Below are 25,614 nucleotides of genomic sequence, written 5' to 3' on the forward strand. Positions count from 1 at the left end.
TGTTTTATTGCAGCGTTAGCTGATTAGCATTTTTAAGATGAGGTCAACTCTCATAGAGAGAGGATTTTTTTATTTTCTCATTCTTCTCATTTTCCTCTCTAACAATTTTTTTTCCATTTAATATGTCCTTTATTTCATCTCCTGTTAAAGTTTCAAACTCCAGTAGATTTTCGGCAATGAGATCTAAGCCTTTCTTATGCTTGGTCAAAATGTCTTTTGCTTTTTCATAGCAAGAAGATACAACTTTCTTCACTTCTTCATCTATAAGTTTTAACGTATCTTCAGAAATTATCTCAGAACCATGTATGGTTTGTTCGCGATTGTGATAGATCGGGCCTATTTTGTCACTCATTCCCCATTTTGTTACCATAGCGCGTGATAAATCAGATGCTTGTTTTATATCCGAAGATGCACCGCTTGTGACTTTATCGTAGCCAAAAATTAGCTCTTCTGCCACTCTTCCACCCATTGCAACAGTTATATCTGCTAGCATCTTTTCTCTTGTGAGGGACACTCTATCTGTTTCTGGTAGTCTCATAACTAAACCGAGTGCCCTACCGCGTGGAATAATTGTTGCCTTGTGTATAGGATCAGAAGCAGGCATATTAACAGCAATCATCGCATGACCAGCTTCATGGTATGCAGTCAGTCTCTTTTCCTCTTCTGTCATAATGAGAGATCGCCTTTCTACGCCCATCATCACTTTATCACGTGCATATTCGAAATCATCCATGGTAACAATCTTCTTGTTTCTTCTTGCAGCGATAAGTGCAGATTCATTCACCAAATTTGCTAGATCAGCCCCTGAAAAACCTGGTGTTCCTCTTGCAACTGTTTTCACGTTTACATCTGGTGCTATTGATATTTTCTTTATATGAGTATTTAATATCTTTTCACGCCCATTTATATCGGGTAAAGAAATAGTAATCTGTCGGTCAAAACGACCAGGTCTAAGCAGTGCTGGATCTAAGACATCCGGACGGTTAGTCGCAGCAATTATTATTACACCTTCATTAGACTCAAAGCCATCCATCTCAACTAATAACTGATTTAATGTTTGTTCTCTTTCATCATTGCCGCCACCAAGAGCAATGCCACGATGTCTACCCACCGCATCTATTTCATCTATAAAAATTATACAAGGAGCATTTTTCTTGCCTTGATCAAACATATCACGAACACGACTTGCACCAACACCCACAAACATTTCAACAAAATCAGATCCAGAAATACTAAAGAATGGCACATTAGCTTCTCCTGCAATTGCACGAGCAAGTAAAGTTTTACCAGTTCCAGGAGAGCCAATCAAAAGGCACCCTTTTGGTATTTTTCCACCTAATATTTGAAATTTTTGCCTTTGTTTAAGAAAATCAACGATCTCTACTAGCTCTTCTTTTGCTTCATCAATTCCGGCAACATCATCAAATGTTACTTTTTTTCCACTAGTCATGAGTCTAGCCCTTGACTTGCCAAAGCTTATAGTTCTGTTGCCCCCCGCTTGTGTTTGTTTAAGAAAGAATAGCAAGAAGCCAATAAAGATAAATGTTGGGACCCATGAGATAAGTAATCCACCAATTACGTTCATGGCAGAATCTCCAGTTGAAAAGGAGAATCTCACTTTTCTATCATGTAAATTTTTTATTAGGTCGCTATATATGACACCGCTTGAATTGAAACTTGAACCGTCCCTGAACTTGCCTTCAATGCTCTGGTTTTTTATGACAATATTTTCTACATCATTGTCTTCTAGTCTAGTTAAAAATTCCGAAAAAGGTATAATTGTTTTACTTTTACCTACATTTCCGCTGAACTGAATATAAGCAACTGAAATAAGAACAATAATTACTAACCAGATCAATAAGCCTTCTAAAAATTTTTTCATTTCTATTTCTAACTAAATACTAATCAAGCTTACCAAATTTTGTTTTATCGTGCTATTAATAATGCATTGAACCTTATCGTCATTGGTATTTTTTCCGTTATAATTTACATCAGGATAAGCAAGCACCTTTCCATCTTTTAGCACTACAGGCAAAGAATAGAAAACTTCAGGGCAGCAGTTGTAATCCTTCAGAAATTCAGGAACTTTTTGTGTTTTTTTTAATGGAGCGATGATAACTGAACACTCTTGATTTCCGAGTATTGTGCAGCTAAATCTGTTATCCCATTGAGTAGGTTCATTTAAAGGTAGGTTTAAGGTAATTTCTTGTATCTTTGACGATTCTCTAATTATCAAGATATTTTCTCCATGTTTTCTTATTTTACACCTAGAAAGTGTACAATTAACATTACTATCCTTTTGCAATATTTTATTAAATATTACGATAAGGCTGTTGTACCTTGGTTTATAATGTTTACTGGCAATTGCCATTATGGAGTAAAGAAGAAGCCTCAAGGCTATTTCCTCTGGCAATTGATAAAACTCACTTAGTTTAATTTCAATATAACCAAGATCATGCACATTAACGCAGTCATTAAACGCAAGGCGTGTGTAGTGCATCAACGCTTTTGCAGCTCTTTTCATATGAAGGGCTGTGAGGCATATTCGCTCTGTTAAAATCTCTTGATTATCACTTGCTTTAAGTAAGTTACGGTATAAAGTTCGCCTGTATTTTAAGTCATAGTTGCTTCTATCTTCGATCCATTTTAACCGATGAAGCTTAGCGTACTTTTCTATTTCACTACGACTAAAATTTAACAATGGCCTAAATATATAAATACCATTTAGGAAAGACTTGTAGTCCATTGATGATAATCCATCTACGCCACTACCTCGCTCTAATCTTAACAAGAACGTTTCTGCTTGATCATCTTTGTGATGAGCAACAAGTAAATATTTAACATTATTATTTTTACACCACTCTGCTAGTAACTTATACCGTGCTTTTCGTGCCTGTAACTGAATATTGCCTTTAATATTTTGCTTCTCCCAATTTAATATGAACGATTCCTTTGCTCCAAGTTCCTTTGCATAACTTACAACAAAATCAGCTTCTTTTTGAGACTCTGAACGTAACCCATGATTTACTGTTAATGCTATAGGAAGTGGAAGCTTGTTTTTTTTTGCCCAGTTATTCATTAAGTGCAGTAAGATTATACTATCTACACCACCTGATACTGCAACTGCAACTTGATTATTATAGAAAGCAAAACTATTAACCACATTTTGAAATAATAACTCTAATTCCATTATGCCTCTTGATGGCCAGATAGTCTCTACGTCATACAGCGACTTATTTGTGGTATATATAGATCCCGCTAACAAGCAACGAAATATGACAAGTTTGTCCTTTTTTGTCTACCCCAGTGCCCTTTCTTTATGTCATCCCAGTGCTTGACACTGGGATCCAGGTTTTAATGCAAGAAACTATTTCTTTATTCCAGAAAATGAAAATTCCACTCTACGATTTTTAGCATGCTCTTTTTCATATTTAGAATTTCTAGAATCATCTTTTACATTAACCAAAGGCTCAGTTTCACCTTTAGAAGCAGTTTTTATTCTGTTTTCTATGTAGGGTGTACAACTAACCATAAATTTTTTAGCTGCATCTGCCCTTCTAGCGCCTAGCGCAAGATTATATTCATGAGAACCACGGTTGTCAGTGTGACCAGTTAAAGTAACCTTCGCGTCAGGGTTATCTTGTAACACCTCCATTACGTCAAGTAATGCATCTGCACTTACTTCATCAATACTAGATTCATCATAACCAAAGAAAACTCTTTTATCACCTATCTGCTTAACAACAGAATTTATTTTATTTGTTGTATTTGCTCCTTTTTTTGGGCAAGAACTTACACCAGTAAGTAATAAACAAAAACAGCACATTATAACCAGTCTACTCCACATTACTAAACCTCCATAAATTTTAAATAGTGCGTAACTTTAATTTCAGTAGCTAATATCTCTCCATATTGTAATATAGTCAAGAGAAATAAAATACTAAATACTTTTTCTACAACCTTACAATTAATTTTCCTATAATATGCTGGACTCTGAGTAGAAAAATCCAATAAAAGAATAAAAAGTACAATTTTTTATTGTACTTTAAGCAAATATACTTTTAACTTTATTATTAATCTATCACGATGTTAAACAGATGTTTTCTAAAATAATGAACAAATATGAAATCTTATAAGTTTTTAGAGGAAGTATTATATAGGGTAAAGAATATCGAAAATACGCTAAAAGTACTAAACCAAAGCCAATTGAATGCAGAGGACAAAGTTGAACAAATGAGTCTTCTAGAAGAAATCAGACATGAAATTATCTCTCATGACGTAATAAAGGAATCATTAGCAGATGCTCTTGACAACAAAAAGAGTGCAGATGCTTGGCAGCTAAAGTTAATAGAGAGAATACATAAGAGCAACAGTGCTGTTCCTATTGATTTAGTAAAATCTTTGTCCAAAGCTAAAGTTGAATGCCAAAGTTTATGGAGGCTAAACAATTCTGAAGCCAGTAACTTGGAAAAACTAAAAGAACGTTTTACTGATTTAATCACACTCATTCGCGAAGTAGCTTCTATAAAATCGCAGCAATTAAAATGCTCAAAATACGACTCACTGCTTGCTGACTATGACTCTGATATCACAGAAAAGAATATAAGGGAAGTATTCCCCAAGGTAGGCAAATTCTTTAGTGGAAATGTAGATAAAATAATTGAAAAGCAGAAAAAGGATAAGGTTACTAATATACAAAAAGTTGCTACTCAGAAGCAGATTGAACTTGGCTCGTCATGTTTACAGCAAATGGGTGTCGCACTGCATGAGGTTCGTACTTCTTATTACTACCCTATAGATTATGATGAATCTGACTTTTGTTATGGTTTATTTTCTCTTTTACGGCATAGTGGTTATGCAATTTATCAAAAATGTTTAGCGCAAAATTCTATAAGTAGCCCAATTACGAGACATGTTATGTATGAAACTCAAGGGTTATTCATGGAAAGGATGATTGGAACATCCAGAGAATTTATTGAGTTCATTCAACCACACATAAAAGAGAAATTTGCTATAAAAGGCAAAACTAACGAGAAAGTTAGCAGTGTTGAAAATTTGTACTTGATTTTCAATGAAATAAACCTTTCTTCTTTTTTAAAAAATGCAGATGAATTTAGTCTGTTAGCTCATATTATGTTGAGAACTAGGTTAGAACAAGATATAATAAATGGTACATTGGAAGTCAAAGACCTGCATGATGCGTGGCTGGAAGGTATGAAGCACTATAAAATTCCAGTAAAAGCTGAAAATGAGCTAAACACTTATTTTCAAGATGAATATTGGGCAAGCGGTGTTATGGGCTACTTTCCTATAAAAATTATTGCTTTAATTGCTGCTGTGCAGATTTTCTCTTGCGTTAAAAAGAATCATTACGAATCATTAAGTGCTATAATAAAAGGAGATTTTAGTTTACTTATCAGTTGGTTATCTCAAAATATATACAGTGCAAAGTGTGGCCTGGAACTGCTAAAAAAAGTAACAGGTAAGGGTTTAGACGTTGAGTGCTGCATTAGCTACTTATCTGGAAAGTATAATTTGTCTTAATAAATGATTTTCTTGAGTTGCGTATGAATTTTGTTCGAAAATTAACCGAAAAGTTTTGTAGTCTTTTCACTTTCAAAGGTTTATTTGCTAGCGATATTGCTATAGATCTTGGCACTGCAAACACTTTAGTTTATCAGAAAAATCAGGGAATAGTGCTTGATGAGCCTTCAGTTGTAGCAAGAATAAAAGAAAAAGGAAGCTACGTTCCTTATGCTTTTGGTAAAAAAGCTAAAATGATGCTTGGAAAAACGCCTGGAGAAATAGAGGCGATAAGGCCCTTAAAAGATGGAGTCATTGCTGATTTTAAAAGTGCGGAAGAAATGCTAAAATATTTCATACGCAGTGCAAACACAAAATTCACTGTTAATAAACCTAATATTATCATATGCGTTCCATCTGGATCCACGCCAGTTGAAAGGCGTGCTATACAAGATGCAGCAGAAAGTGCTGGTGCAAATGAAGTATTTTTAATTGAAGAACCAATGGCTGCAGCAATCGGAGCTGGGCTCCCGGTTACTGAACCTGAGGGTTCTATGATCGTTGATATAGGAGGCGGTACAACTGAAGTTGCAATTATTTCTTTAGGTGGAATTGTTTATTCACGTTCTGCCAGAGTAGGTGGCGATATTATGGATGAAGCAATAAAATCATATATTCGTGAAAATCATAAATTATTAATCGGTGAAACAACCGCTGAGAAAATTAAGAAAAGCATAGGTTCAGCCAATTTGCCAGGTGAAAATAACAAAGAGGGAATGATAATTAAAGGCAGGGATTTAGTGAGTGGCATGCCAAAAGAAATGCTTTTATCAGAATACCAAGTTGCAGAGAGTTTAATAGAGCCTGTACATCAGATAATTTCTGCTATTAGGACTGCACTGGAGAGCACTCCACCTGAACTTTCTTCTGATATAGTCGATAAAGGAATAATTTTATCCGGTGGCGGCGGATTATTGCGTAACTTGGGCAAAGTTATCAGTGAAACAACAAAACTACCAGTTCGTGTTGCAGATGACCCACTTTGTTGTGTTGCTCTGGGTAGCGGAAAAGTGCTTGAAAACATGGATTATTTTGGCCATGTTTTATTTAAGCAGGATTAAATTATTTTTAAAGGTAGTTCATCGAATTTTATAGCAAATTTTACCTCAAGCATAAAGATGTCATCCAAGTAGCCAACACTGGGATCCAGAAAAATTGACTATAAACAAGTATGCTGTTTCGATGAAATTGTGTAATAGAAACTAGATTCCAGTGTCAGCTACTTGCATGACACCAAGTTTGTGTTTATAAATTAAGGCGATTATGCTAAAAGAATTTGAAATTGAACCTCTGCTAAAAGATAAAGCTCCGCACCAGACCAAGGCTGTTGTTGCAATGTCCGGGGGAGTTGATAGCTCCGTTGCTGCAGCACTGCTATATAACTTTGGGTACCAGGTGATAGGTGTAACTCTTCAACTCTATGGCACCGATGGTGCAAGAAAGGGCGCATGCTGCGCTGGACAAGATATTTATGACGCTAAGCGTGTGGCTGAAAGTGTTGGCTTTCCTCACTATATTTTAAACTATGAGGAAATATTCAAAAAGGAAGTAATAGAGGATTTTGCGAGTACCTATATGCGTGGGGAAACTCCCATACCATGCGTGAGATGTAACCAAACGGTAAAATTTCGTGATCTATTGCAAGTTACAAAAAATCTTGGTGCGGATGTGCTCGTAACAGGACATTACGTGAGAAGGTTAGAAAAAAATGGTGAGGTAAAGTTGTGTAGAAGCATTGATAAAAGTAAAGATCAAAGTTATTTTTTGTTTGCTACAACTCAAGAGCAATTGAAGCTTTTGCGATTTCCACTAGGTGGGTTCTATAAAAGTGATATAAGAAAATTAGCAAAGTATTTTGGCTTACAAATTTCTGAAAAGCCGGACAGTCAAGATATATGCTTTGTTTCCGAAAGCTATAGTAAAACAATAGCTAAATTAGCTCCACAATCTGTACAGAAAGGTAAAATAGTGGATGTTAATGGAAAAGTGCTAGGCGAGCACAGTGGCATAGTAAATTTTACAGTGGGGCAAAGAAAGGGCTTGGGTATCGCACACAATGAACCTCTTTATGTGATAAAAATTAATACAGAAAATAATGAGGTTATAGTAGGTCCGATCAACGTATTAATGCAAAAAAAAATATTGATCAAGGAGTTAAATTGGTTAGAACAACCAAAGGAAGGTATGGAAGTAACTGTGAAGCTGAGATCATCACATGCGGGAAGTTTAGCAACAATACATTCAACTGACGAAAAAAATAAAGCCTGTGTCATTTTAAACGACGATTACTTTGGCATCAGTCCAGGTCAAGCCTGTGTAGCGTATAAAGATGAGCAAGTTATCGGCGGTGGATGGATATGCTCTTAACTAAAAGCTTTAATGCAGAGTGTAAACATACAATAGACTTCTTGCATAACCATATAACATTGGGAATAGAAACAAAAAAACTTGCTTGACAAACTCCGCCAGCCCCCTTATCATGAAACTGAAGCTATTTATTTATCTTCTCTGTACAGATTAAATGACAAAAAAACTCACGTATCTGGCGTCTCATGTTTAATTTTTTGCACTATGTGCACTCTATGTCTTTATCAAATTTCTGGGTTTTTACCTACACAAGCTGAAATACGCTTATAAAGCATTTAAAACATTAAAAAACGCCAACTTAAAAAATGGATAGTGAATAACTAGCTACCCTAGGGTTTCTTTTGCCTTTTTTTTCATTTGGTAAATTTCTTAATGTTTGTAGCTAAACGACAACCGTCATCCCGCTGCTTGTTAGCGGCTAAGAGATACCGCGAATGAATCGCGGTATGACGGTTCGCGGCGGCATAAAGATAAGTCTCGTCATCCCGCTGCGTGTTAGCGGGATCTCTTGTTAGTGCCGCGGCGGTATAGCTATACCTTTTTCTACTTAGTTTAGGTTATGCAAGAAGTCTAATAACATTTATTGCTATTTTGCCATGTATCCCTTATACTATAAAGTAGAACATTATAGGTTTCAGCAATGATAAAAGAAATTGAAGAACTAATAAAAATTGTTGGTAAGGGTAATTTATTAGAGACGTTATTTATTTTTTTAGGTAGCTTTCAACATGCTGACTTAGGTCGTTTTATGGATCACAGAAATCATTTTGGTTTGTCTGAATTCATTAGAAAAAAAGAGGAACCATTAGATAAATATTTTAACTTAAAATTTAGTCTACAAGGGCTGTTTTTAATTTATGCTCAAGCTTATCAAATTCTAAGTGAAAACAATAACCTGAATACTAAAGATGTCATAGATAAAATATATGAAGTTATTAAAGGATCTGAGTTAAATGAATATATAAATGAAGTAGTAGATGGAAGAAAATTAGATTTACTTAACATCTTAGCAAATCCAAAGAGAGAACCAATATTTAAAACAGAAGAAGATTTTGAAAATAAAGTACTCATTGGTCTTAGAAAGTTACTAAGTGAAGGAAATACATTAAACAAATATGACAGAGAATTTGCATTAAATAAGTGCGTTATTGGCTGTTACTACTCTATTCATAATATAAAAGTAGATAAAGATATTGCATTGTTGTTTTCCATAGGTAGTTACTATAAAGAACTTTCACCATCTAACAAAACAGTAAGAAGAGAAGTACTAGAGATATGTGAGAATCAGTTAATAGAGAACTATATAGTGCACTTAGCTAGCAAACTACACATGATCGGATTATCAAGTAGAGATAAATATACAATCGACCATGAGAATGTGGATCGGCAAGAGAAAGCATTGAAAATGGATGGATTAACATGTCCTATAAATACAAAAAACACCCTAGAGCAACTGTTAAAAAACCAAAATAGTGATGAATTTGAACAATTAGTAATGAGCCCTGAGAATATATACTACTCAGTGTTGCCAGAAGAGAATGAATATAGGCCAAATCTTATCACCAGCAAGAAAAAAGAAAAAGACTATAAAAACACAGTCTGTAAACTTATTTTAGGTATGTTTATATTGTCTGTTGGGTTATCTGTTGCTGATTATTTCCTTATGGAGCAAAAATTGCTCAACTCAATAAAAAATGTTTTGCCACAAGACAACCTTACTAACCTGATAATTGGTGCGGTGCTTACTATTGTAATAGTATATGCCTTATTTCAATTATTGAAACCACCACAGGAACCACCACTTTCAACAGTCAATAAGATGATGAATGAAAATTTAGGACCGCTCCATGCAAAACAAGCTTAGAACTACATAAATGTAGCAACTTAAAAGTACATATTGTATAATCTTAAGTTAAGAGGTAATTTATGGATTTAAGTAAAATAACAGCGGGACCAAATGCGGTGAATGTGGTAATTGAAATAAGTGCGAATGCTGAGCCTGTAAAGTATGAATTTAATAAAGAGTTTGGGTTGTTACAAGTTGACAGATTTTTGTCTACCTCAATGACTTATCCTTGCAATTATGGGTTTATACCAAATACCTGCGCAGGTGATGGTGATCCTGTGGATGTTTTGGTGCTAACTCAATTTCCCTTAGCATCTAGTGTTTTAATATCGGTGCGTCCAATAGGCGCATTACTCACTAAAGATGAAAAAGGAGAAGATGAGAAAATATTAGCTGTGCCTGTTTCCAGTGTTGATAGCTATTATGACAATATAAAGGACTATTCTGACTTATCTAAAAGCCTACTAGATAAAATTACTCATTTCTTTTCTCATTATAAAGATCTAGAAAAGGGAAAAACGGTAGCAGTTGGAGAATGGGTTGGTGTAGAAGAAGCAAAACAAATTGTTGCAAGCTCTATTAAAAGCGGAAATTAGTTTTTGTTGATTTATAGCTAAAGTGGCTCTACGATTTGAAAAATAACAAATTCGTCATTCCGCTACTCGTTAGCGGAATCTATACCGCGCACAACCGTACGAACATTGCAATATGGCACATAGTAAACGATGTCATCCCAGTGCGTGACACTGGGATCCAGACTTTCCGTAAAAACGTTATATTTTAACATAACACTTATATGCTCACCAACTTAGTGCTAATCAAAATCCTGGATCCCAGTGTCACGCACTGGGATGACAAGAAAGGGAGCACTGGAATTTTTGTTTCAGCATTAGCCATGCATCTGAACAGATACAAATATTGCAATTAAAAGCATTAGACAGGTGGTAGAGGTCTTGGTATTATATAATCTTTAGGTTCTAAATTTGGAAGGGTGGCCGAGCGGCTGAAGGCGGCGGTTTGCTAAACCGTTATACGACCCAAAAGTCGTATCGAGGGTTCGAATCCCTCTCCTTCCGTATACTGTTTTGAGCACGGTCTAAATTCGCTATATTAGCATGTTTTTAGCCTATTTACCAGCGTACCTGATTTTGTTGCAATGGTTTTTATTTCCATTGTCACTGAGATCACTATTAAAAAGTTGGCTAGCATTGACTCAGTATTTATTATAGAATTGGTTATTAACCTTACTTATATGCATAAAATACTAATTTTACTGTTAATAGTGTTGCCACTTAGGTTGCTTGCAATCGAGATTGAAATTGTTGCAGATGTAAATGGTGAGCCAATTTCAAATTTAGATATCGAAAAACGCATCAACTTTATAAATTCATTGTTTGGCACTCAAAGTGTTGATCAAAAAGGAGCAAAGCCTCAAATTCTTAGGGAGCTAATAGACGAAATTATCATTATCAATGAAGCGCAGAGGCTGAATATAAAATTGAGCAACGAGGAGTTAGATAATGCTATCATGTTATTTTTAACCCAAAGTTTTAAACTTAAGGCTAATGAAGTTGATCAATACATAGAGAAGCATAATATAGATCTTGGTATTTTAAGAAAACAAATAAAATGTCAGTTACTGTGGAGCAAAATTATTGAAGTAAGAATTGTGCCATTTATTAATATAAGCGATAAAGAAGTAAATGATGTAAAAAGGCAAACAGAAAAGCCGGATTATCTTATCACGTTCCAAGAGTTTATAATTCCTGATCAAAAAGACAAGGACGTTTATGGTATAGCTGAAGATTTAGTAAAAAAATTACGCAACAGTAATAACCCAGAATCTCCAATAAAGATGCGTAAAGCAACAGTTAATTTAAGTCAGCTAAAAGGAAAACTCAAGAACGTTTTAGAAGGATTAGAAACCAGCGACATAGCAGGTCCATTCAGTTTTAGTGAAGGTTACTCTGTTATAAAAGTAATAGATAAAGTACAACTTAATCATGCACTGCTGGAAAGCACTTTAAAATTAAAACAGATTGTGGTTGAAGGTTCAGAAAGTTTATTAGATAATCTCAAGGAGCAAAAAGTTAATTGTTTAAATTTTGATAAATTAGCAGATAATTTTAAGCTGCCAAACGCAAAAGAATTTGAAATAAAAATGCGAGATTTAAATCCTGATTTACAGATTTTATTTAGTAAAACAAGTGTGAATGAAATAGTAGAATTGAGAGAAAATGGCACTGCAAAGTTGATGATGTTGTGTGATATCAAGAGTAATGTAGCGGGTATAGAAGCAATCAAACAGAAAATGTACCAACAAAAGATTATGATACAAAGCAACTTGTTATTAGATGATATGCGTAAAAATGCAGCTATCAGTTATCGGTATAGTTGAAGTCAGAGAGTGTCCTTGTCTCTGTCTTTGTGTATAGAACTATATAAATTACTTTGTTCTATAAAATTTCAAAAAATTTGAACAAATGTAGTTAAAATAGCACATGAAGAATATAATGCTAATTGGTGGTGGAGTTGGAAATGCAGTGTTATTTTCGATAGGGAAGGCATGTCTTGAAAATAATAACAAGGTTTTGTACTTCGCTGGCTATAAGAAGTTAAGTGATGTATTTAAACGAGCACTGATAGAGCGTGCATCAAATGCAGTAGTTTGGGCATGTGAAGAAGGATTGATAGAAACAAGCAGAGATCAAGATAAATCCTTTCATGGTAATATAGTTGATGCAATAGTCTCTTATCAACAAGGAAGATTAGGTATTAATTTGAACGTTATAGATAAAATTATCACTATTGGTTCTGATAAAATGATGAAAGCTGTGAATGAAGCTAGAAAAACAATTTTAAAGCCATATCTGAAGTCAAGTCATATAGCAATATCGTCAGTTAATTCTCCTATGCAGTGTATGATGAAAGAAATCTGTGCTCAATGTGTTCAGCAACATATAAATAAGGAAACAGGAGAAAGAAGTTTTGTTTATAGCTGCAGTAATCAAGACCAGGATATGGAGTTTATTGACTTTGACTTTTTAAGTGAGCGCTTGAAGCAAAATAGTTTACAAGAAAAACTTACTGCAAAATGGATAGATCATGTTCAAAGATATTAAACAGCACAAAAAGGAAATAAGAGAGCAATATAGAGCTATAAGAAAAGATATTGATGAAAGTTATTCCAGTTATGCAGCAAATTCCCTTATTAATCTCTTTAATCAGAACTTAAGCTACGTTAAAGGCAAAACAATAGCAGCTTACATTCCAATGGACGGGGAAATAAATGTTGTACCTTTGATGCATAGTTTACTCGATTTAGATTATAAAGTAGCAATTCCTAATAAAAATAAGTTACTAAAATTTGAGGAATGGAACAAAACAAATGAAGATGTAATTCCCGACACAATCATTACTCCTGTTATTGCTTTTGATGATCATTTTAATAGATTGGGTTTTGGCGGTGGTTGGTATGATACAATGATAGAAAAACTGCGGCCACTTGGAAAAATATTTATAGGTGTAGCCTATGAGAAACAATATTGTAAAGATTTACCTGTAGAAAAACATGATCAAAAATTGGATATTATAATCACTGAGATGTGTGTTAGATGTGGAAGTGGATTGCTCAAAAAAGTGGATAAAAAGGAGTAGCGTAACCCCACTTTCTGATAGTAATTTTTGCGTAAAAAAATGCATCAACTTGGTCCTGTGATTCCTCCTTCACTAACTCGTGCAGCACTTGAAATACCTAAGTGAGAAGATGGCTTCATTGCTGCAACTTTCTCATCAACAATTTTTTCTACCTCCTCTATTTTACCCTCACCAATGGCCATAATTTTAGATTGAAATTTCTCCATAAGTTCCTCAAGTGCTTCCTTATCACTTTCATAAGTACTAGTACCTTTTTCTCTAAGCTTTTTCATGTCATCTTCTGAAAAATTTTGAATAGTTCCATTCTTTACTAACTCTTGTATAGCAGATCGCTGCCCTTCATTTTGAAGCATGCCTATGACCTTTGCTTTACTCTGGGCGTTTTTTATTTTTTCACCTTCTTCGGACATATTATAGCCTATAATCTCTTGAGCCAAACTGTTGTATAATTTACTAAAGTTATCTTTTTTTGGCCCAACCTCAGGCAATTTATCCCCTAAATTTTTAGATAAACTTTTCACTGCTTTTCCTGCATCAATCGCACCTTCTTTTATTTTTTCCCCTGCCTTTCCTATACCTATTCCTACATAACGTGCTCCAATAGCTACAAGCGCTATTAATGTAGCAAGCACAATAAGCGGAGAAAATGCTACTCCTAATACCATTCCAGCAGAAGCTATTCCTATTTTTTCATTTGCAGAGGCTGATTTAAAATAATTGACTAGATTGTCCAGTGGACCTTTATTATTATTTATAACATTACTTATTGCTTGCTGATTAACAGATTTTAACGCCTCTTCTATTATTTTTGAGTTAACATTTTCAGAAGTTAAATCTTTAAGTGCTTCTTCAATGAGTTTTATAAATAATTCTTTATTTACCTCCTTTTGCAAGCCTTGGTCATTAATTGCTAAACCTAAATCTTTGAGGTTCATCCCTTTAACTTGTTCTGATAGGGTTGTAAATAACTCTTTTTTCCCCTCTTGTGAGGATTGTGCAATACTTTCTATTATATCTGAAATAGCTTTTCTTAGTTCTGGATAGTCAGTGTCAAAAAACATACTATTGCTAGATTCCATATTCAGCTTTGTTGATTATAAATATGCCTAATTATACATACTAATCATTAATTATATTATAATTGATATAACATACCCCTTTCCAAATATAGAATTTGTATTAAAATATCTAGATTATATGAAATCAAGGTACTTTATGGGTGAAAAAAAATTAAAAGCTGCTGTGGTCTTATCAGGGTGTGGTCACCTTGACGGTGCAGAGGTAAGAGAAGCGGTTTTAAGTTTGCTTGTGCTTGATCAGCAGGAAGTGGATGTTAAATGCTTTGCACCTGATATCAATATCACACAAGTTATGAATCATAGAACAAAAGAGGCAACAAAAGAAAAAAGGAATGTACTTGTAGAAGCAGCAAGAATCGCAAGAGGCGAAATATATGACTTAAAAGAAGCCAAAGCTGAAAATTTTGACATGCTAGTTGTACCTGGTGGATACGGGGTTGCGAAAAATTTATCTGACTTAGCTGAAAGTAAAGACATGGTGACAGTAATGCCTGAATTTGAAAGATTAGTTTCAGAATTTTTTGTTACAAAAAAGCCAATAGGAGCGATATGCATATCTCCAGCCATCATTGTTTCAATTTTAAGTAGCAAGATAGGTAAAGAAGAAAGTAAGGTTAAGGTAACTATAGGAGATGACAGAGAACAGTTGATAGAAAGGCTTGGCGGCGAGCACATAAAATGCGATACAGAGTTATCAATAGAAGACGAAGAACATAATGTATTTTCCTGTTCTGCTTATATGCGTAGCGACGAAAGTACATACTCTGTATATCAAGGGATAAAGCATATGATTGACAGCATGGTAAAAAAGATTAACAAAAAAACTAAACAGCCATTCCTATAAGGTGTACTAAATAAGACTTCTCTATTAATCACACAATTAACTGTTGAATTTTACATTTCTAGCTGTATTATGGCTACGTAGCTAAAGTAACTTAGGTTTATCGACGCTTTACTACTTGTTAGCGGTGTGGTGTAGTGGCCATATATGTTTAGTTCTTTTTTTTAAGGTATTTTGTATGTCAGATCTTTTCTATATTGAAACTACGTGTTGTGTGGACGGTCAGTGTGATGTCTATACAGGGGAAGTGAGTTTTAATGATGTCATGTTAGGCAAGTTCAGTCTAAATTCGTGCAGCGGGAAAGAAGCTATGATAAATCTAGACATTATTACATTCGATATTAATATCGCTATTGATGGTCAAAATGGAAAGACAATAAAAAAAGACCTTAAAGGTCTTGAATTTGTAACTAAAGATGATGGTTCTTGGTATATTAATAAGGATTTTGGTAATGATAAATTTGAAATTATAGTAAAGCAATCATAATTTTACATCTCAGGTGTAACATTTAGTATAGGTGCTACTCTATTTATAATGTTTCTTACTATAGGCGCAGCAATTACTCCCCCGGTATGGTGCATCCCTTGAGGCTCATCAATAGCAATTAGCACTATGTACCTTGGGTCAAGCATAGTTAGCACTCCTATAAATGATGCTATGTTTGCATCTTTGCTATATTTACCATCTACAACTTTTTCCGCCGATCCAGTTTTTCCTCCTATTGAATATGCCTTTATTTTTGCTTTTCTGCCAGTGCCATCTGTTACTGCTGCACGTAATAATTTTCTCATTTCCCTGGAAGTTCTTCTTGAGATAATTTGCTCTCCTATACTTCTTTTATTCAACATCAAGGTTGCGTTATGAAATATCCCATTGTTGATTAATGCTGCTGCAGTTTGTGCAAGATGTATAGGAGTTACAGCTATGCCATAACCATAAGATGCTGTTATTAAAGTGTTTTCACTCCATTTATCCGGGATTATCGGTGTGGATTTTTCTGGTATTTCTATTTTCAAAGGAGAAAATAGCTTCATAGCTTTAAAGTATTCTACCTGTTTTTCAATACCTAGTTTGACTGCAATTTTTGCTGCACCAATGTTGGATGATTTTACAAATATATCTTGCACAGTAATTTTTGGAATTTTAGATTTATGAAAATCCTGAATTTTATACTTTCCAATGGTGATTGGTGTTGATACGTCATATAAATCGCTAGTTTTTGTAGCGTTCGCATCAAGCGCTGCGGCTATTGTAAAGTATTTTAATACCGACCCCATCTCATATACCCCAAGACTGGCGCGATTAAACTTTTGTACGTCTTCTGCCTTATTCTGTAAGTTGGGATTAAAATCAGGTAGGCTGACCATCGAGATAACTTCACTATTTCTCACATTTAAAACAATTCCTACTCCGCCAAGTGCCTGATATCTGCTTACAGCTTTAGTTAGCTCTTCATGTACTATGCTTTGCACTCGTGTATCTAAGGATAGTTGAACATATTGATCAGCAGAGCGTGACCATCCCTGTCGGATGACAGAAGATTGTGCAGAAGCTTGGTCTGGTGTCATTCCAGTGCACTGACACTGGAATCCAGTTTTATGCGCAATTTCATCACAAACATTGTTTTTGACATATGTTTCTGGAATCCGTTGTTCATCACGTAATTTGTCAGTATTTTTATATCTGGATCCCAGTGTCACGCACTGGATCTGTTGTGTGGGGAATTGCTGTGCAGGAATTGCTTTCAAGTTGCAACATTCATACAACTGTATATCAGGTACTTGGATAACAGAATGTTGTTTGTTTTTACTTATATACGCCTCAACTCCTGCAATACCATTGCCATCTATGTCAGTGTAACCAAGCACGTGTGAAAATAAATTACTGTGAGGATATATACGCTTTATGTCGTCATAAAAATTTACTCCTGGTACACCAGCGTTTTTGATCGCTAGTAATTCTTTTGGAGTCAAGTGCCGCTTTATCCAAGCAAATTTCTTTTCTGAAGTAAGTACTCTATATAAGTTCTTGTATTCGAGGTCATGCAAAGTAGAACACAGTTGTGCTGCTATACTGTCCGGATTCTTTACTTTGGTTGCATCTATATATAGTGATGTTGTGGGCACATTTGTTGCTATTACCACTCCATTTCTATCTAAAATATCAGGTTGTTTATGTACTATATTATCTTTTCTAAAATTTTCTGAAGTAGTAGGTTGATCAAATGTTAAAGAGAATATGCGAAAAATAATTATTATATAAAATATAAATAATGGTACTATGAAACACAGTGAGCGGAGCTTATTTTTAAGTAATGCTTGCATATTTACTTGATTTGACAAAAATGGAAATCATCTTAGCTGAACCACGAGGTTTTTGTGCCGGGGTAAAAAGAGCTGTGGACATATTAGCTATTACTTTAGAAAAATATAAAAACGAGCGCCAAGTTTATGTGCTACACGAAATTGTTCACAATAAATATATAGTAGAGGACTTTAAGAAACAAGGAGTGGTTTTTGTAAGCAGTATCGAGGAAATTGAAGATAATGAAGGAATACTGATCTTCAGCGCGCACGGAGTATCAAAAAATATAGAAGATGAGGCAAAAAGAAAGGGTATTCAAGTGATTGATGCAACATGTCCTTTAGTTAGCAAAGTGCATAAAGAAGCAAAAAGGTATGAAAACAGTGGTAAAGAATTAATTCTCATTGGGCATGAAAACCATCCAGAAGTTAAGGGAATTAGGGGAAGAGTAAACAATCCTATCACTTTAGTGCAAACTTTGCAGGATGTATATGATTTAAAGGTTAAAGATCCAGATAATTTGTCTTATGTTACACAAACCACGTTAAGCATCGACGATACCCATGAAATTATTGTTGCCCTGAAGCTCAGGTTTCCAAGCATAACAGGTCCAGATTTAAAGGACATATGCTATGCAACGCAAAACAGACAAAATGCTGTTAAAAAGCTAGCTGAAATTGTAGACATGGTATTAGTTGTAGGAAGTAAAAATAGCTCAAATTCAAACCGCTTATTAGATCTGTGCACTGCTAGAGAAAAAAGAGCCTACTTGATTGATAATTACAGATGTGTAAATAAAAGCTGGTTCCAGGGCGTAGAAAAGATAGGAATCACTGCAGGTGCTTCCGCTCCTGACATATTAGTTGATGAATTAATGGACTACCTAAAAGTAAACCTGAGTGTAAAAATTTCAGTTATGCCAGGTGGTATTATTGAAAATGTTCAGTTTAAAATACCGAATCTGGTTTAAAACACAACTTATCTACTAAGCTTCTCTTGAAATCACACAGACCAGCATCTATAGCTAAGACGTCATGCCGCGATTCATTAGACTTCTTGCATAACCATATAACAAACTTTTATTGGGAATAGAAACAAAAAAACTTCCTTGACAAACTCCGCCAGCCCCCTTATCATGATAGTGAAGCTATTGTATTTGCTTTCGCCAATCTGCAGATTAAAAGGTAAGGATTACTTAATGTATCGGCGTCTTATGTTCAATTTTTTGCAGTATATAGATACTGTATGTCTTTACAAAACTTCATCTACATCTAGATTTTTATCTAAATAAGCTGAACGCGCTTATAAAGCGTTACAAGACATCAAAAAATGCTAATACTCGACAGAGATAGTAAAAGACTAGCTAACTCGGGGATTCTTTGTCTTTTTTTCTGCTTAGTAAATTTCTTAAACATTTGCAGCGTAGGTTAGTTGCAATTAAAAGCGGCTGAATCTCGCTTGTCAAGCGTTTAAAACATAAAAAACGCCAATATTTTAAAGCGGATAATAACCTCAGGGCTTCTTTTGCCTTTTTTTTCATTTAGTAAATTTCTTAAATATTTATAGCTAAACGACAATCGTCATCCCGCTGCTTGTTAGCGGGATCTAGAGATACCGCGAATGAATCGCGGTATGACGGTTCGCGGCGGTATGACGTAGGACTGCTGTCATCCCAGTGCCCAAACACTGGGATCCAGTTTTCTTTACAAATTCACCAAAAGTGTTTCATTCTATAACATAAAACCCATACTCACCAAATCTAATGCATTACTTGCAATTAAGTTTCCTGGATCCCAGTGTCTGGGCACTGGGATAACAAAGGAGGACGTTATTCCAGTGCCAAGCACTGACCATTTCTGGTCTCTTAAATTGCAACTAATCTAAGTATTAAAAAATTTACCAAGCGAAAAAAAAGGCAAAAAAAGCCCGATGGTTGGCTAATTACTTACATTATACTTTCAAGTATGGCGTTTTTTTATTCTAAACACTTAATAACCGCGATTTAGCTGCTTTTAAGCCGCAACTAATCTAAATTATAAACGTTAAGAAATTTACTAAGCAGAAAAAAAGGCAAAGAAACCCTAGGGTAGCTAATTATTCACTATCCATTTTTTAAGTTGGCGTTTTTTGATGTTTTAAATAGCGTATTTCAGCTTGTGTAGCTAGAAATTTGATAAAGACATGAGGTGCACATAGTGCAAAAAATTAAGCATGATTTACGCCAAATACATTAAGTTTTTTTGTCATTAATCCACTGCAGAGATTGCGAAGATAAATAAATAGCTTCAGTTTCATGATAAGGGGGCTGGCGAAGGGTGTCAAGGAAGTTTTTCGTTTCATCCAATGCGCTGCCAAAAGTTTGTTATGCAAGAGATCCCATAAATTGGGTGTCATAATAACTACACCCACATTAATTTTGGTGTACGTGACCTTGAAAGATCGTGATTCAATACTTAAATTATTAGGGTAGTAGGCAAATAATGGAGCTCAAAATGCATAATGTACAAGAAACTGAAAATTTAAAATTTGACGCTGAGGTAGGGAAAGTACTGAATATAGTGATTCATTCACTTTACACCAATAAAGACATTTTTCTGCGTGAATTAATATCAAATGCATCAGATGCATGTGATAAGTTGCGCTATGAATCTCAACTAAACCCTAATTTGCTAGATTTGAGTGACGAATTAAAAATCACTATCAGCTCCAATAAAGATAAGAACGAGCTATATATCACTGATAATGGCATTGGAATGAATAGACAGGATTTAATAGACAATCTTGGTACAATTGCAAGCTCTGGTACGCAAAAGTTCTTGGATGCGATTAAGAATAGCAAGGATTCAAGCCAAACTGTGGAGCTGATTGGGAAGTTTGGTGTTGGTTTTTACTCAAGCTTTATGGTTGCATCAGAAGTAATAGTAGAATCGAGAAAAGCTGGAGAAGAGGAGTCTTGGATCTGGCAATCCAAAGGAGATGGGGAATATTCAATCAGCAAGTCAGATAATCAAGTCCCTCGCGGAACCAAAATTACGCTCATTATGCATCCTGAAGAAAACGAGTTTTTAGATAAATTTCGTGTTGAAAATATTGTCACTACTTACTCTGATCACATAAATTTTCCTGTTGAATTTATAGACGAAGAAGGAAAAAGTGAAAAGTTAAACAGTAAGGCTGCAATTTGGACTAAGCCAAAAAATGACGTTACTCAAGAGGAGCACAACGATTTTTTCCGCAGTGTTGCCCACGTTGGCGGGGAGCCCTGGATGATATTGCATAATAAAAATGAAGGTGCAATAGAATATACAAATTTGCTTTATGTTCCTTCTATAAAACCTTTTGATTTATTCCATCCAGATAGACGTTGCTCTGTTAAGTTATATGTAAATAAAGTATTTATCACTGAAGATAATGTACAGATCATACCGCAGTATTTACGTTTCTTGAAAGGTATTGTTGATTCACCGGACTTACCTCTTAATATCAGCAGAGAAACGTTGCAGAATAATCGTGTTGTTGAGCAAATCAGGAAATCCCTCACTAAACGCGCGATATCAGAGCTCGGTAAAAAGGCAAAAGAGAATTTAGAGGAGTACACAAAATTCTGGACCAATTTTGGTGCAGTTTTAAAGGAAGGTCTTTGCGAAGCTATGCCAACTGATGAGAGAGAAGCGCTGCTCTCAATTTGCAGATTTAATAGCACCGGTGATGAGAAGTTGATCAGCATTGATGATTATATAAGCAGAATGAAGCCTGAGCAGGAACATATCTATTATCTCACCGGAAATAGCCTCGATTCAGTGAAAAACAGTCCGCAACTTGAGGGATTCGTCAGTAAAGGACTAGAAGTGCTCCTATTTGTTGATCCAGTTGATGACTTTTGGACTAGTGTAATTCATGAATACAAAGATCAGAAAATCAAGTCTGTAACCCGTGCAGATGTTGATTTGGAAAAATTCTCTTCAGAAGAAGATAAGACAGATGAAGAAAATAAATCAAATGGAGAAAAAACTGAGGAAACTATACTGCAATATTTTACCACAGTGCTTGGAGATTCAGTAAAAAGCGTAAAAATTTCCAAAAAATTGACTGATAGTCCCGTATGCCTAGCGGTTGATGAAGGTGCTATGGATCTTCGCATGGAGCGTTTTTTGCGTGAACAAAAGCAGCTAAATTACCGCACGCCAAAGGTGCTTGAAATTAACACTAAGCATCCTGTAATAAAGAGTATAATGAAATCTTATGCTGAAAGTGGTGAAAACCCAACATTGGAGGACATGGTTCACTTATTGTTTTACCAAGCTTGCATCGTGGAAGGCGAAGAGATGGATGACGCGAGCAGCTTTGCTAAGAGACTGAATAATTTGCTTGGCAAGATTTCTGTTTAATGCTATACTTAGCTTAGCTGCTAGTTAGGAGGTAAAACATGTTTGGTTCCAATTTTAGAGACTTTGTATCACAAGATACAACTTCACAGGGCCAATCAAATTCTGAAAGATTAATCAAAAGTTGGCATGGTTTTGAAAAACCAGATTCTGAAGATTCAGGTATTGAAGAAGAGTTTGAAGTTTTAGATAGCGAAAGTCAAGAGATACCAGCTACTCCATGTAGTACATCCCCTGAAGATCTAAGTTTAGAGAATGCAATACTTGCAAACTTTCCTGATGGTTGTGATAGGTCGTTTACTGTAGAGTTAAAAGATGAAGATTCATATGGTATCATTCCTAAAAACTTAACTTTTGCTGAGATTATAAATATCTTAAATCAAGCTATACAAGAAGATAATTGTGAAGAATTAGACAAGGTTGTACAAAATATTGAAGATTATGAAGGCAGGTCTATTACGCTGGATAATGAAAATCTCAAAGATTTCTGTTCAAATCAACTTAATTTGGAGTTACAAAACAGAAGCAACCATCAACATATATATTCAAATGTACTATCACAATATAAATTTGATCAAGAGGGTTTCAAGTATGATTATTCAGTAAAAGAATTGGTACTATTGGCAATTGCAGCTAATGACAAGCTAGTAGAGCAATATCAGGATTTTCTTTTTGCTGAAGAAAACTTAAGTCTTTTACCTCTCCTTGTTGGTAATCAAAAATATATTGAAGCTTTTATAGAAAAATTCCATGGTAACGATGGAGTTTACGGAAGATTAAAAGGTCAAGCTATACAACTTGTCGAACCTAATAAGATTGACTTCTTCTCAGCTACAGCATTAAGAAAAGAGCAAGAATTATTAAATGCAGTTTTTGTCGAATACGTTTTAAGAGATTTTGGACAGGTGTTAAAAACAAGTAAACCTGATCCTTTGTATGGTGTGCTTGAAACAGCGTCTCTGATCAAAAATGAAGAATTCATCACGATAGTGCTGGATGCATTTGAAAGATATATTAATGAGCTAACTAAAAAAGCCTCAACAGAAGAGTTATTAAAAAAGAGCTTTGCTACCTTGTTAGAAACTGCGATAAGTCAAGAACACATATCTGTCATTGAATACTTGTGCAAACGATACACTAATAGTGCAGATCATGCCATTTACGATGTATATAAACAAGCATTTACAGATGATAAAGTTATTACAATACTAAGGCAACAAATCCTGAAAAACATAGGAGCTCGTGGCAGAAAAGAAATTTATGATTTAATTCTGAAAACTGCATTGGATGCTGGTAATATTGCATTTATCGAGCACTTGTGTGAAAAATGTGCTAAATGCAGCAATGATGTTATCGGCTATCTCAATCAAAAATTTAAAAATAACGAATTTGATAACATACACGAATCAATCCTCATTGCATTGTCTAATGTTGAATACACAAACACAGACGTTATAGTCGAGGTGCTTTTTTACACTAAAGAAATCCATCAAAACGTATCACATAATGAGCAAGTGATTAGGCCGGTCATACAGAATATACTGAAAAATGCAACACACTACTCAATAGGCCAAGAAGATTGCTCCTTAGTCAAGGAAGTATGTTACTTATGCACAGAAATTGATGCAATTAACATAATTTTTCGAGAGGAGTGTAAGATTTTTAAATCTAGCATAGAAAAGCGCATAGAAGATCTGGAAAAGGAAAACAAATTATTGCAATCTGAAGCTTTACGTGAATATAACAGCCGTCTTCCAGGTATTGTAAATGGATTAGTTCAGACTGCTTGCATAGTGTATGATGAATACACTAAAGATCCAAAAGACAATAAACGTCAAAAGAATATTGATCTAATATTCAGTTTAATGCAAATTAGAAATATTCTGCAATTTTCTATTGATGTGCAAAAATATTCCTGTCATGAACGTCAAGATTTGTGGGATGAAATGTGCCAAACTCCTGGAACTTTTATAATACGAAAAAGAAGTAATAACGTTGCAGATGAATTAGAAATTCCAGTTATAACAAGTGACATTCTATCAGAAAATCCAGGACTTGAAAGTACTGGCAGTCAACAACCACAAGAAAATGTGGACAGACGAGAAAATATTATGAACAATGAAGAGGCTTCAATAGAAGAAGCTATAGATAATGATTATAGGGGGGGTAAAATGTCTAGAGATAAAAAAAGTACAAAGCAGAAAATGTCTAGAAATAAAAACAGCACAGAGCAGAAATTGTTGAATGCTATCTACATTCCTAAGACGATGGAGAGTTACTTAAAAAGGAATAATATAAAAGATGAACCTATTTTGAAGAGTATCATAGACAAAGTAAATGCTGAAATTCAAAAGAAGAAGGAGGAGAAGAACATTATCAATCCAGGTCCTACTAAGAAGCAAAGATGCATTGATCAGAGAAACACACTCTTAAAAACTAGAGATTTTCTTGAAAAAAAGATCAAAAGCATTGGAACTGATGCTAAGGCTGCTGTATCATCAGTAACTGATGTTAGCGCTACTACAAGTAGTCACGAAGCTCCTGTTAATATTGATGATGAGAAAAAACAAGCTCATGCTCAACCTGCTGAACATGTACCAGAAGAAAGTGCAAAACTTAAGGCACAGCCTTCTAATACTCAAGAGCAACAAAAAGTTTCTGAGACTCCAGTTCCAGAACAAACGGATGATATTGAAAGTTTAAGTACACAGGACGCTCTTGTTCTTCAAAGTAAAAGTGCTACCGTGTTATCAATTGATGGTGAGGATAAACAAACTCCTGTTCAACCGGTAGAGTCTGAAAGTAAAGGTGATCAACAAGGTTCACCACCACTTTCACCACAGAGTTCTGCGAGTGGTGATGTTGAAGGTACAGAAGCCTCTGCTAATGCAGCAGTAACTACGCCTGAAGAAGCACGTAGTCTTGTGAGTGATGGTGAGCATGATAAAATCGTGTCTAAAGAGCACCAAGATGATGCACTAGAAAAAGATTTAATAGGTTTTTCAAGTGATGATGGCAATAGTCCTCTAGGAGATCCAGTACCTACATCAACTAACGAAATCCCTGGACAAGAAGATGGTACTCAAACTACCACCAGGCAGCAAGAACCGAATCCAATTCCAACACCTACACCGGTGCCAACGCCGAACCTAACACCAACACCGAATCCAGTGCCAACACCAGAACCAGTGCCTTCAGTAGCTAACAACAAATCTGAGCAGGTGAATGATACTCAAACCAATGGCGGGTTGCCTAATAATTCAGGCAAAAATAATGCTATTCCACAAAATACAAAAAGTAGTAAGCTGCCTGTTATAGCTGCTTCTGCACTTGCAATAGCTGGTATTATTTCAGGGGTGGCTGTTGCAGTTTACTTGGAAATGTTAGCGGTAGGAATAGCAGTTGGAGCTTGTTGTCTGGTTGCTGCTGCAGTTATATACTGCTGTACACCTAAAAGCCAAGTTGAAAACAACAAGGTTGACAAACCTTTCAACACGAAGGAAGCATCTACTACCGTATCTGTATAATAAATATTGTAGTTTACCATTTAA

19 protein-coding genes and 1 tRNA gene are annotated in these 25,614 nt (G+C 35.1%); 14 read left to right on the plus strand and 6 right to left on the minus strand.

Annotated elements, in window-relative coordinates; genetic code table 11:
- Window positions 1-43: 43 nt before the first annotated feature.
- From ftsH to ABWU40_RS01080, 3 genes are all read right to left on the minus strand, one after another.
- On the minus strand, window positions 44-1,882 hold the full coding sequence (gene ftsH / locus ABWU40_RS01070; protein ID WP_353279211.1) for an ATP-dependent zinc metalloprotease FtsH: 1,839 nt from the start codon (window positions 1,880-1,882) through the stop codon (window positions 44-46).
- Window positions 1,883-1,894: 12 nt separating this feature from the next.
- Window positions 1,895-3,190: a tRNA lysidine(34) synthetase TilS gene (tilS, locus tag ABWU40_RS01075; RefSeq protein ID WP_141456701.1), complete on the minus strand. Its 1,296-nt coding sequence runs from the start codon at window positions 3,188-3,190 to the stop codon at window positions 1,895-1,897.
- Between the two features lie 177 nt (window positions 3,191-3,367).
- The gene (locus ABWU40_RS01080) at window positions 3,368-3,847 is read right to left on the minus strand and encodes an OmpA family protein (RefSeq protein ID WP_353279214.1); all 480 of its coding nucleotides are present in this window, start codon (window positions 3,845-3,847) and stop codon (window positions 3,368-3,370) included.
- A 275-nt stretch (window positions 3,848-4,122) separates the two neighbouring features.
- Between ABWU40_RS01080 and ABWU40_RS01085 the strand changes: the two genes are divergently transcribed.
- The 9 genes from ABWU40_RS01085 to ABWU40_RS01125 all read left to right on the plus strand — a co-directional run bounded on the left by ABWU40_RS01085 (window position 4,123) and on the right by ABWU40_RS01125 (window position 13,453).
- On the plus strand, window positions 4,123-5,544 hold the full coding sequence (locus tag ABWU40_RS01085; RefSeq protein ID WP_015589471.1) for a Thermostable carboxypeptidase 1: 1,422 nt from the start codon (window positions 4,123-4,125) through the stop codon (window positions 5,542-5,544).
- Window positions 5,545-5,567: 23 nt separating this feature from the next.
- Entirely contained in the window at window positions 5,568-6,644 is a 1,077-nt protein-coding gene (locus ABWU40_RS01090) for a rod shape-determining protein (protein ID WP_141456703.1), read from the plus strand.
- Between the two features lie 202 nt (window positions 6,645-6,846).
- Window positions 6,847-7,950 (plus strand): tRNA 2-thiouridine(34) synthase MnmA, encoded by a 1,104-nt coding sequence (mnmA, locus tag ABWU40_RS01095; protein WP_015589473.1) that lies wholly within the window; start codon window positions 6,847-6,849, stop codon window positions 7,948-7,950.
- A 640-nt stretch (window positions 7,951-8,590) separates the two neighbouring features.
- The gene (locus ABWU40_RS01100) at window positions 8,591-9,814 is read left to right on the plus strand and encodes a hypothetical protein (protein ID WP_015589474.1); all 1,224 of its coding nucleotides are present in this window, start codon (window positions 8,591-8,593) and stop codon (window positions 9,812-9,814) included.
- Between the two features lie 62 nt (window positions 9,815-9,876).
- Window positions 9,877-10,392, plus strand: coding sequence for an inorganic diphosphatase (gene ppa / locus ABWU40_RS01105; RefSeq protein WP_012673395.1), 516 nt, complete (start codon window positions 9,877-9,879; stop codon window positions 10,390-10,392).
- A 389-nt stretch (window positions 10,393-10,781) separates the two neighbouring features.
- A tRNA-Ser gene (locus ABWU40_RS01110) sits at window positions 10,782-10,872 on the plus strand.
- 176 nt (window positions 10,873-11,048) lie between these two features.
- Window positions 11,049-12,194, plus strand: a complete 1,146-nt coding sequence (locus tag ABWU40_RS01115; protein WP_141456704.1) for a SurA N-terminal domain-containing protein — start codon at window positions 11,049-11,051, stop codon at window positions 12,192-12,194.
- Window positions 12,195-12,297: 103 nt separating this feature from the next.
- Entirely contained in the window at window positions 12,298-12,918 is a 621-nt protein-coding gene (locus ABWU40_RS01120) for a hypothetical protein (RefSeq protein WP_015589476.1), read from the plus strand.
- Window positions 12,902-13,453, plus strand: coding sequence for a 5-formyltetrahydrofolate cyclo-ligase (locus ABWU40_RS01125; RefSeq protein ID WP_015589477.1), 552 nt, complete (start codon window positions 12,902-12,904; stop codon window positions 13,451-13,453). The genes ABWU40_RS01120 and ABWU40_RS01125 overlap by 17 nt, the downstream gene beginning before the upstream one ends.
- Before the next feature lie 44 nt (window positions 13,454-13,497).
- Here the strand turns inward: ABWU40_RS01125 and ABWU40_RS01130 are convergent, their stop codons facing one another.
- Complete coding sequence (locus tag ABWU40_RS01130; RefSeq protein WP_015589478.1) at window positions 13,498-14,532, minus strand: hypothetical protein; 1,035 nt, start codon at window positions 14,530-14,532, stop codon at window positions 13,498-13,500.
- A 136-nt stretch (window positions 14,533-14,668) separates the two neighbouring features.
- Here ABWU40_RS01130 and elbB point away from each other — a divergent pair, with 136 nt between their 5' ends.
- A complete protein-coding gene (gene elbB, locus ABWU40_RS01135) occupies window positions 14,669-15,376 on the plus strand; it encodes an isoprenoid biosynthesis glyoxalase ElbB (protein ID WP_022626165.1) in 708 nt (235 codons plus the stop codon).
- A 175-nt stretch (window positions 15,377-15,551) separates the two neighbouring features.
- On the plus strand, window positions 15,552-15,860 hold the full coding sequence (locus tag ABWU40_RS01140) for a hypothetical protein (RefSeq protein WP_039963709.1): 309 nt from the start codon (window positions 15,552-15,554) through the stop codon (window positions 15,858-15,860).
- A gap of 2 nt (window positions 15,861-15,862) precedes the next feature.
- On the opposite strand, the gene ABWU40_RS01145 is transcribed toward ABWU40_RS01140, so the two are convergent.
- Entirely contained in the window at window positions 15,863-17,698 is a 1,836-nt protein-coding gene (locus tag ABWU40_RS01145; RefSeq protein ID WP_141456705.1) for a peptidoglycan D,D-transpeptidase FtsI family protein, read from the minus strand.
- Window positions 17,699-17,718: 20 nt separating this feature from the next.
- Here ABWU40_RS01145 and ispH point away from each other — a divergent pair, with 20 nt between their 5' ends.
- The gene (gene ispH, locus ABWU40_RS01150; RefSeq protein WP_015589482.1) at window positions 17,719-18,648 is read left to right on the plus strand and encodes a 4-hydroxy-3-methylbut-2-enyl diphosphate reductase; all 930 of its coding nucleotides are present in this window, start codon (window positions 17,719-17,721) and stop codon (window positions 18,646-18,648) included.
- Window positions 18,649-19,041: 393 nt separating this feature from the next.
- Here ispH and ABWU40_RS01155 read toward each other — a convergent pair whose 3' ends face one another.
- Window positions 19,042-19,218 (minus strand): hypothetical protein, encoded by a 177-nt coding sequence (locus ABWU40_RS01155; RefSeq protein WP_215401836.1) that lies wholly within the window; start codon window positions 19,216-19,218, stop codon window positions 19,042-19,044.
- A gap of 952 nt (window positions 19,219-20,170) precedes the next feature.
- Between ABWU40_RS01155 and htpG the strand changes: the two genes are divergently transcribed.
- Window positions 20,171-22,066: a molecular chaperone HtpG gene (gene htpG, locus ABWU40_RS01165; RefSeq protein WP_141456863.1), complete on the plus strand. Its 1,896-nt coding sequence runs from the start codon at window positions 20,171-20,173 to the stop codon at window positions 22,064-22,066.
- Between the two features lie 38 nt (window positions 22,067-22,104).
- Window positions 22,105-25,590 (plus strand): hypothetical protein, encoded by a 3,486-nt coding sequence (locus tag ABWU40_RS01170; protein ID WP_353279216.1) that lies wholly within the window; start codon window positions 22,105-22,107, stop codon window positions 25,588-25,590.
- Window positions 25,591-25,614: the final 24 nt, after the last annotated feature.

It is taken from the genome of Wolbachia endosymbiont (group A) of Cydia amplana (genome assembly GCF_964028495.1).
In the GTDB taxonomy this organism is placed as follows: domain Bacteria; phylum Pseudomonadota; class Alphaproteobacteria; order Rickettsiales; family Anaplasmataceae; genus Wolbachia; species Wolbachia pipientis.

What these genes read in the sequence shown, in the direction of transcription:
- ftsH (WP_353279211.1), bottom strand. Translation starts at nt 1,882, where the DNA reads ATGAAAAAATTTTTAGAAGGCTTATTGATCTGGTTAGTAATTATTGTT.
- tilS (WP_141456701.1), bottom strand. Translation starts at nt 3,190, where the DNA reads ATGGAATTAGAGTTATTATTTCAAAATGTGGTTAATAGTTTTGCTTTC.
- ABWU40_RS01080 (WP_353279214.1), bottom strand. Translation starts at nt 3,847, where the DNA reads ATGTGGAGTAGACTGGTTATAATGTGCTGTTTTTGTTTATTACTTACT.
- ABWU40_RS01085 (WP_015589471.1), top strand. Translation starts at nt 4,123, where the DNA reads ATGAAATCTTATAAGTTTTTAGAGGAAGTATTATATAGGGTAAAGAAT.
- ABWU40_RS01090 (WP_141456703.1), top strand. Translation starts at nt 5,568, where the DNA reads ATGAATTTTGTTCGAAAATTAACCGAAAAGTTTTGTAGTCTTTTCACT.
- mnmA (WP_015589473.1), top strand. Translation starts at nt 6,847, where the DNA reads ATGCTAAAAGAATTTGAAATTGAACCTCTGCTAAAAGATAAAGCTCCG.
- ABWU40_RS01100 (WP_015589474.1), top strand. Translation starts at nt 8,591, where the DNA reads ATGATAAAAGAAATTGAAGAACTAATAAAAATTGTTGGTAAGGGTAAT.
- ppa (WP_012673395.1), top strand. Translation starts at nt 9,877, where the DNA reads ATGGATTTAAGTAAAATAACAGCGGGACCAAATGCGGTGAATGTGGTA.
- ABWU40_RS01115 (WP_141456704.1), top strand. Translation starts at nt 11,049, where the DNA reads ATGCATAAAATACTAATTTTACTGTTAATAGTGTTGCCACTTAGGTTG.
- ABWU40_RS01120 (WP_015589476.1), top strand. Translation starts at nt 12,298, where the DNA reads ATGAAGAATATAATGCTAATTGGTGGTGGAGTTGGAAATGCAGTGTTA.
- ABWU40_RS01125 (WP_015589477.1), top strand. Translation starts at nt 12,902, where the DNA reads ATGTTCAAAGATATTAAACAGCACAAAAAGGAAATAAGAGAGCAATAT.
- ABWU40_RS01130 (WP_015589478.1), bottom strand. Translation starts at nt 14,532, where the DNA reads ATGGAATCTAGCAATAGTATGTTTTTTGACACTGACTATCCAGAACTA.
- elbB (WP_022626165.1), top strand. Translation starts at nt 14,669, where the DNA reads ATGGGTGAAAAAAAATTAAAAGCTGCTGTGGTCTTATCAGGGTGTGGT.
- ABWU40_RS01140 (WP_039963709.1), top strand. Translation starts at nt 15,552, where the DNA reads ATGTCAGATCTTTTCTATATTGAAACTACGTGTTGTGTGGACGGTCAG.
- ABWU40_RS01145 (WP_141456705.1), bottom strand. Translation starts at nt 17,698, where the DNA reads ATGCAAGCATTACTTAAAAATAAGCTCCGCTCACTGTGTTTCATAGTA.
- ispH (WP_015589482.1), top strand. Translation starts at nt 17,719, where the DNA reads ATGGAAATCATCTTAGCTGAACCACGAGGTTTTTGTGCCGGGGTAAAA.
- ABWU40_RS01155 (WP_215401836.1), bottom strand. Translation starts at nt 19,218, where the DNA reads ATGAAAAAAAAGGCAAAAGAAGCCCTGAGGTTATTATCCGCTTTAAAA.
- htpG (WP_141456863.1), top strand. Translation starts at nt 20,171, where the DNA reads ATGCATAATGTACAAGAAACTGAAAATTTAAAATTTGACGCTGAGGTA.
- ABWU40_RS01170 (WP_353279216.1), top strand. Translation starts at nt 22,105, where the DNA reads ATGTTTGGTTCCAATTTTAGAGACTTTGTATCACAAGATACAACTTCA.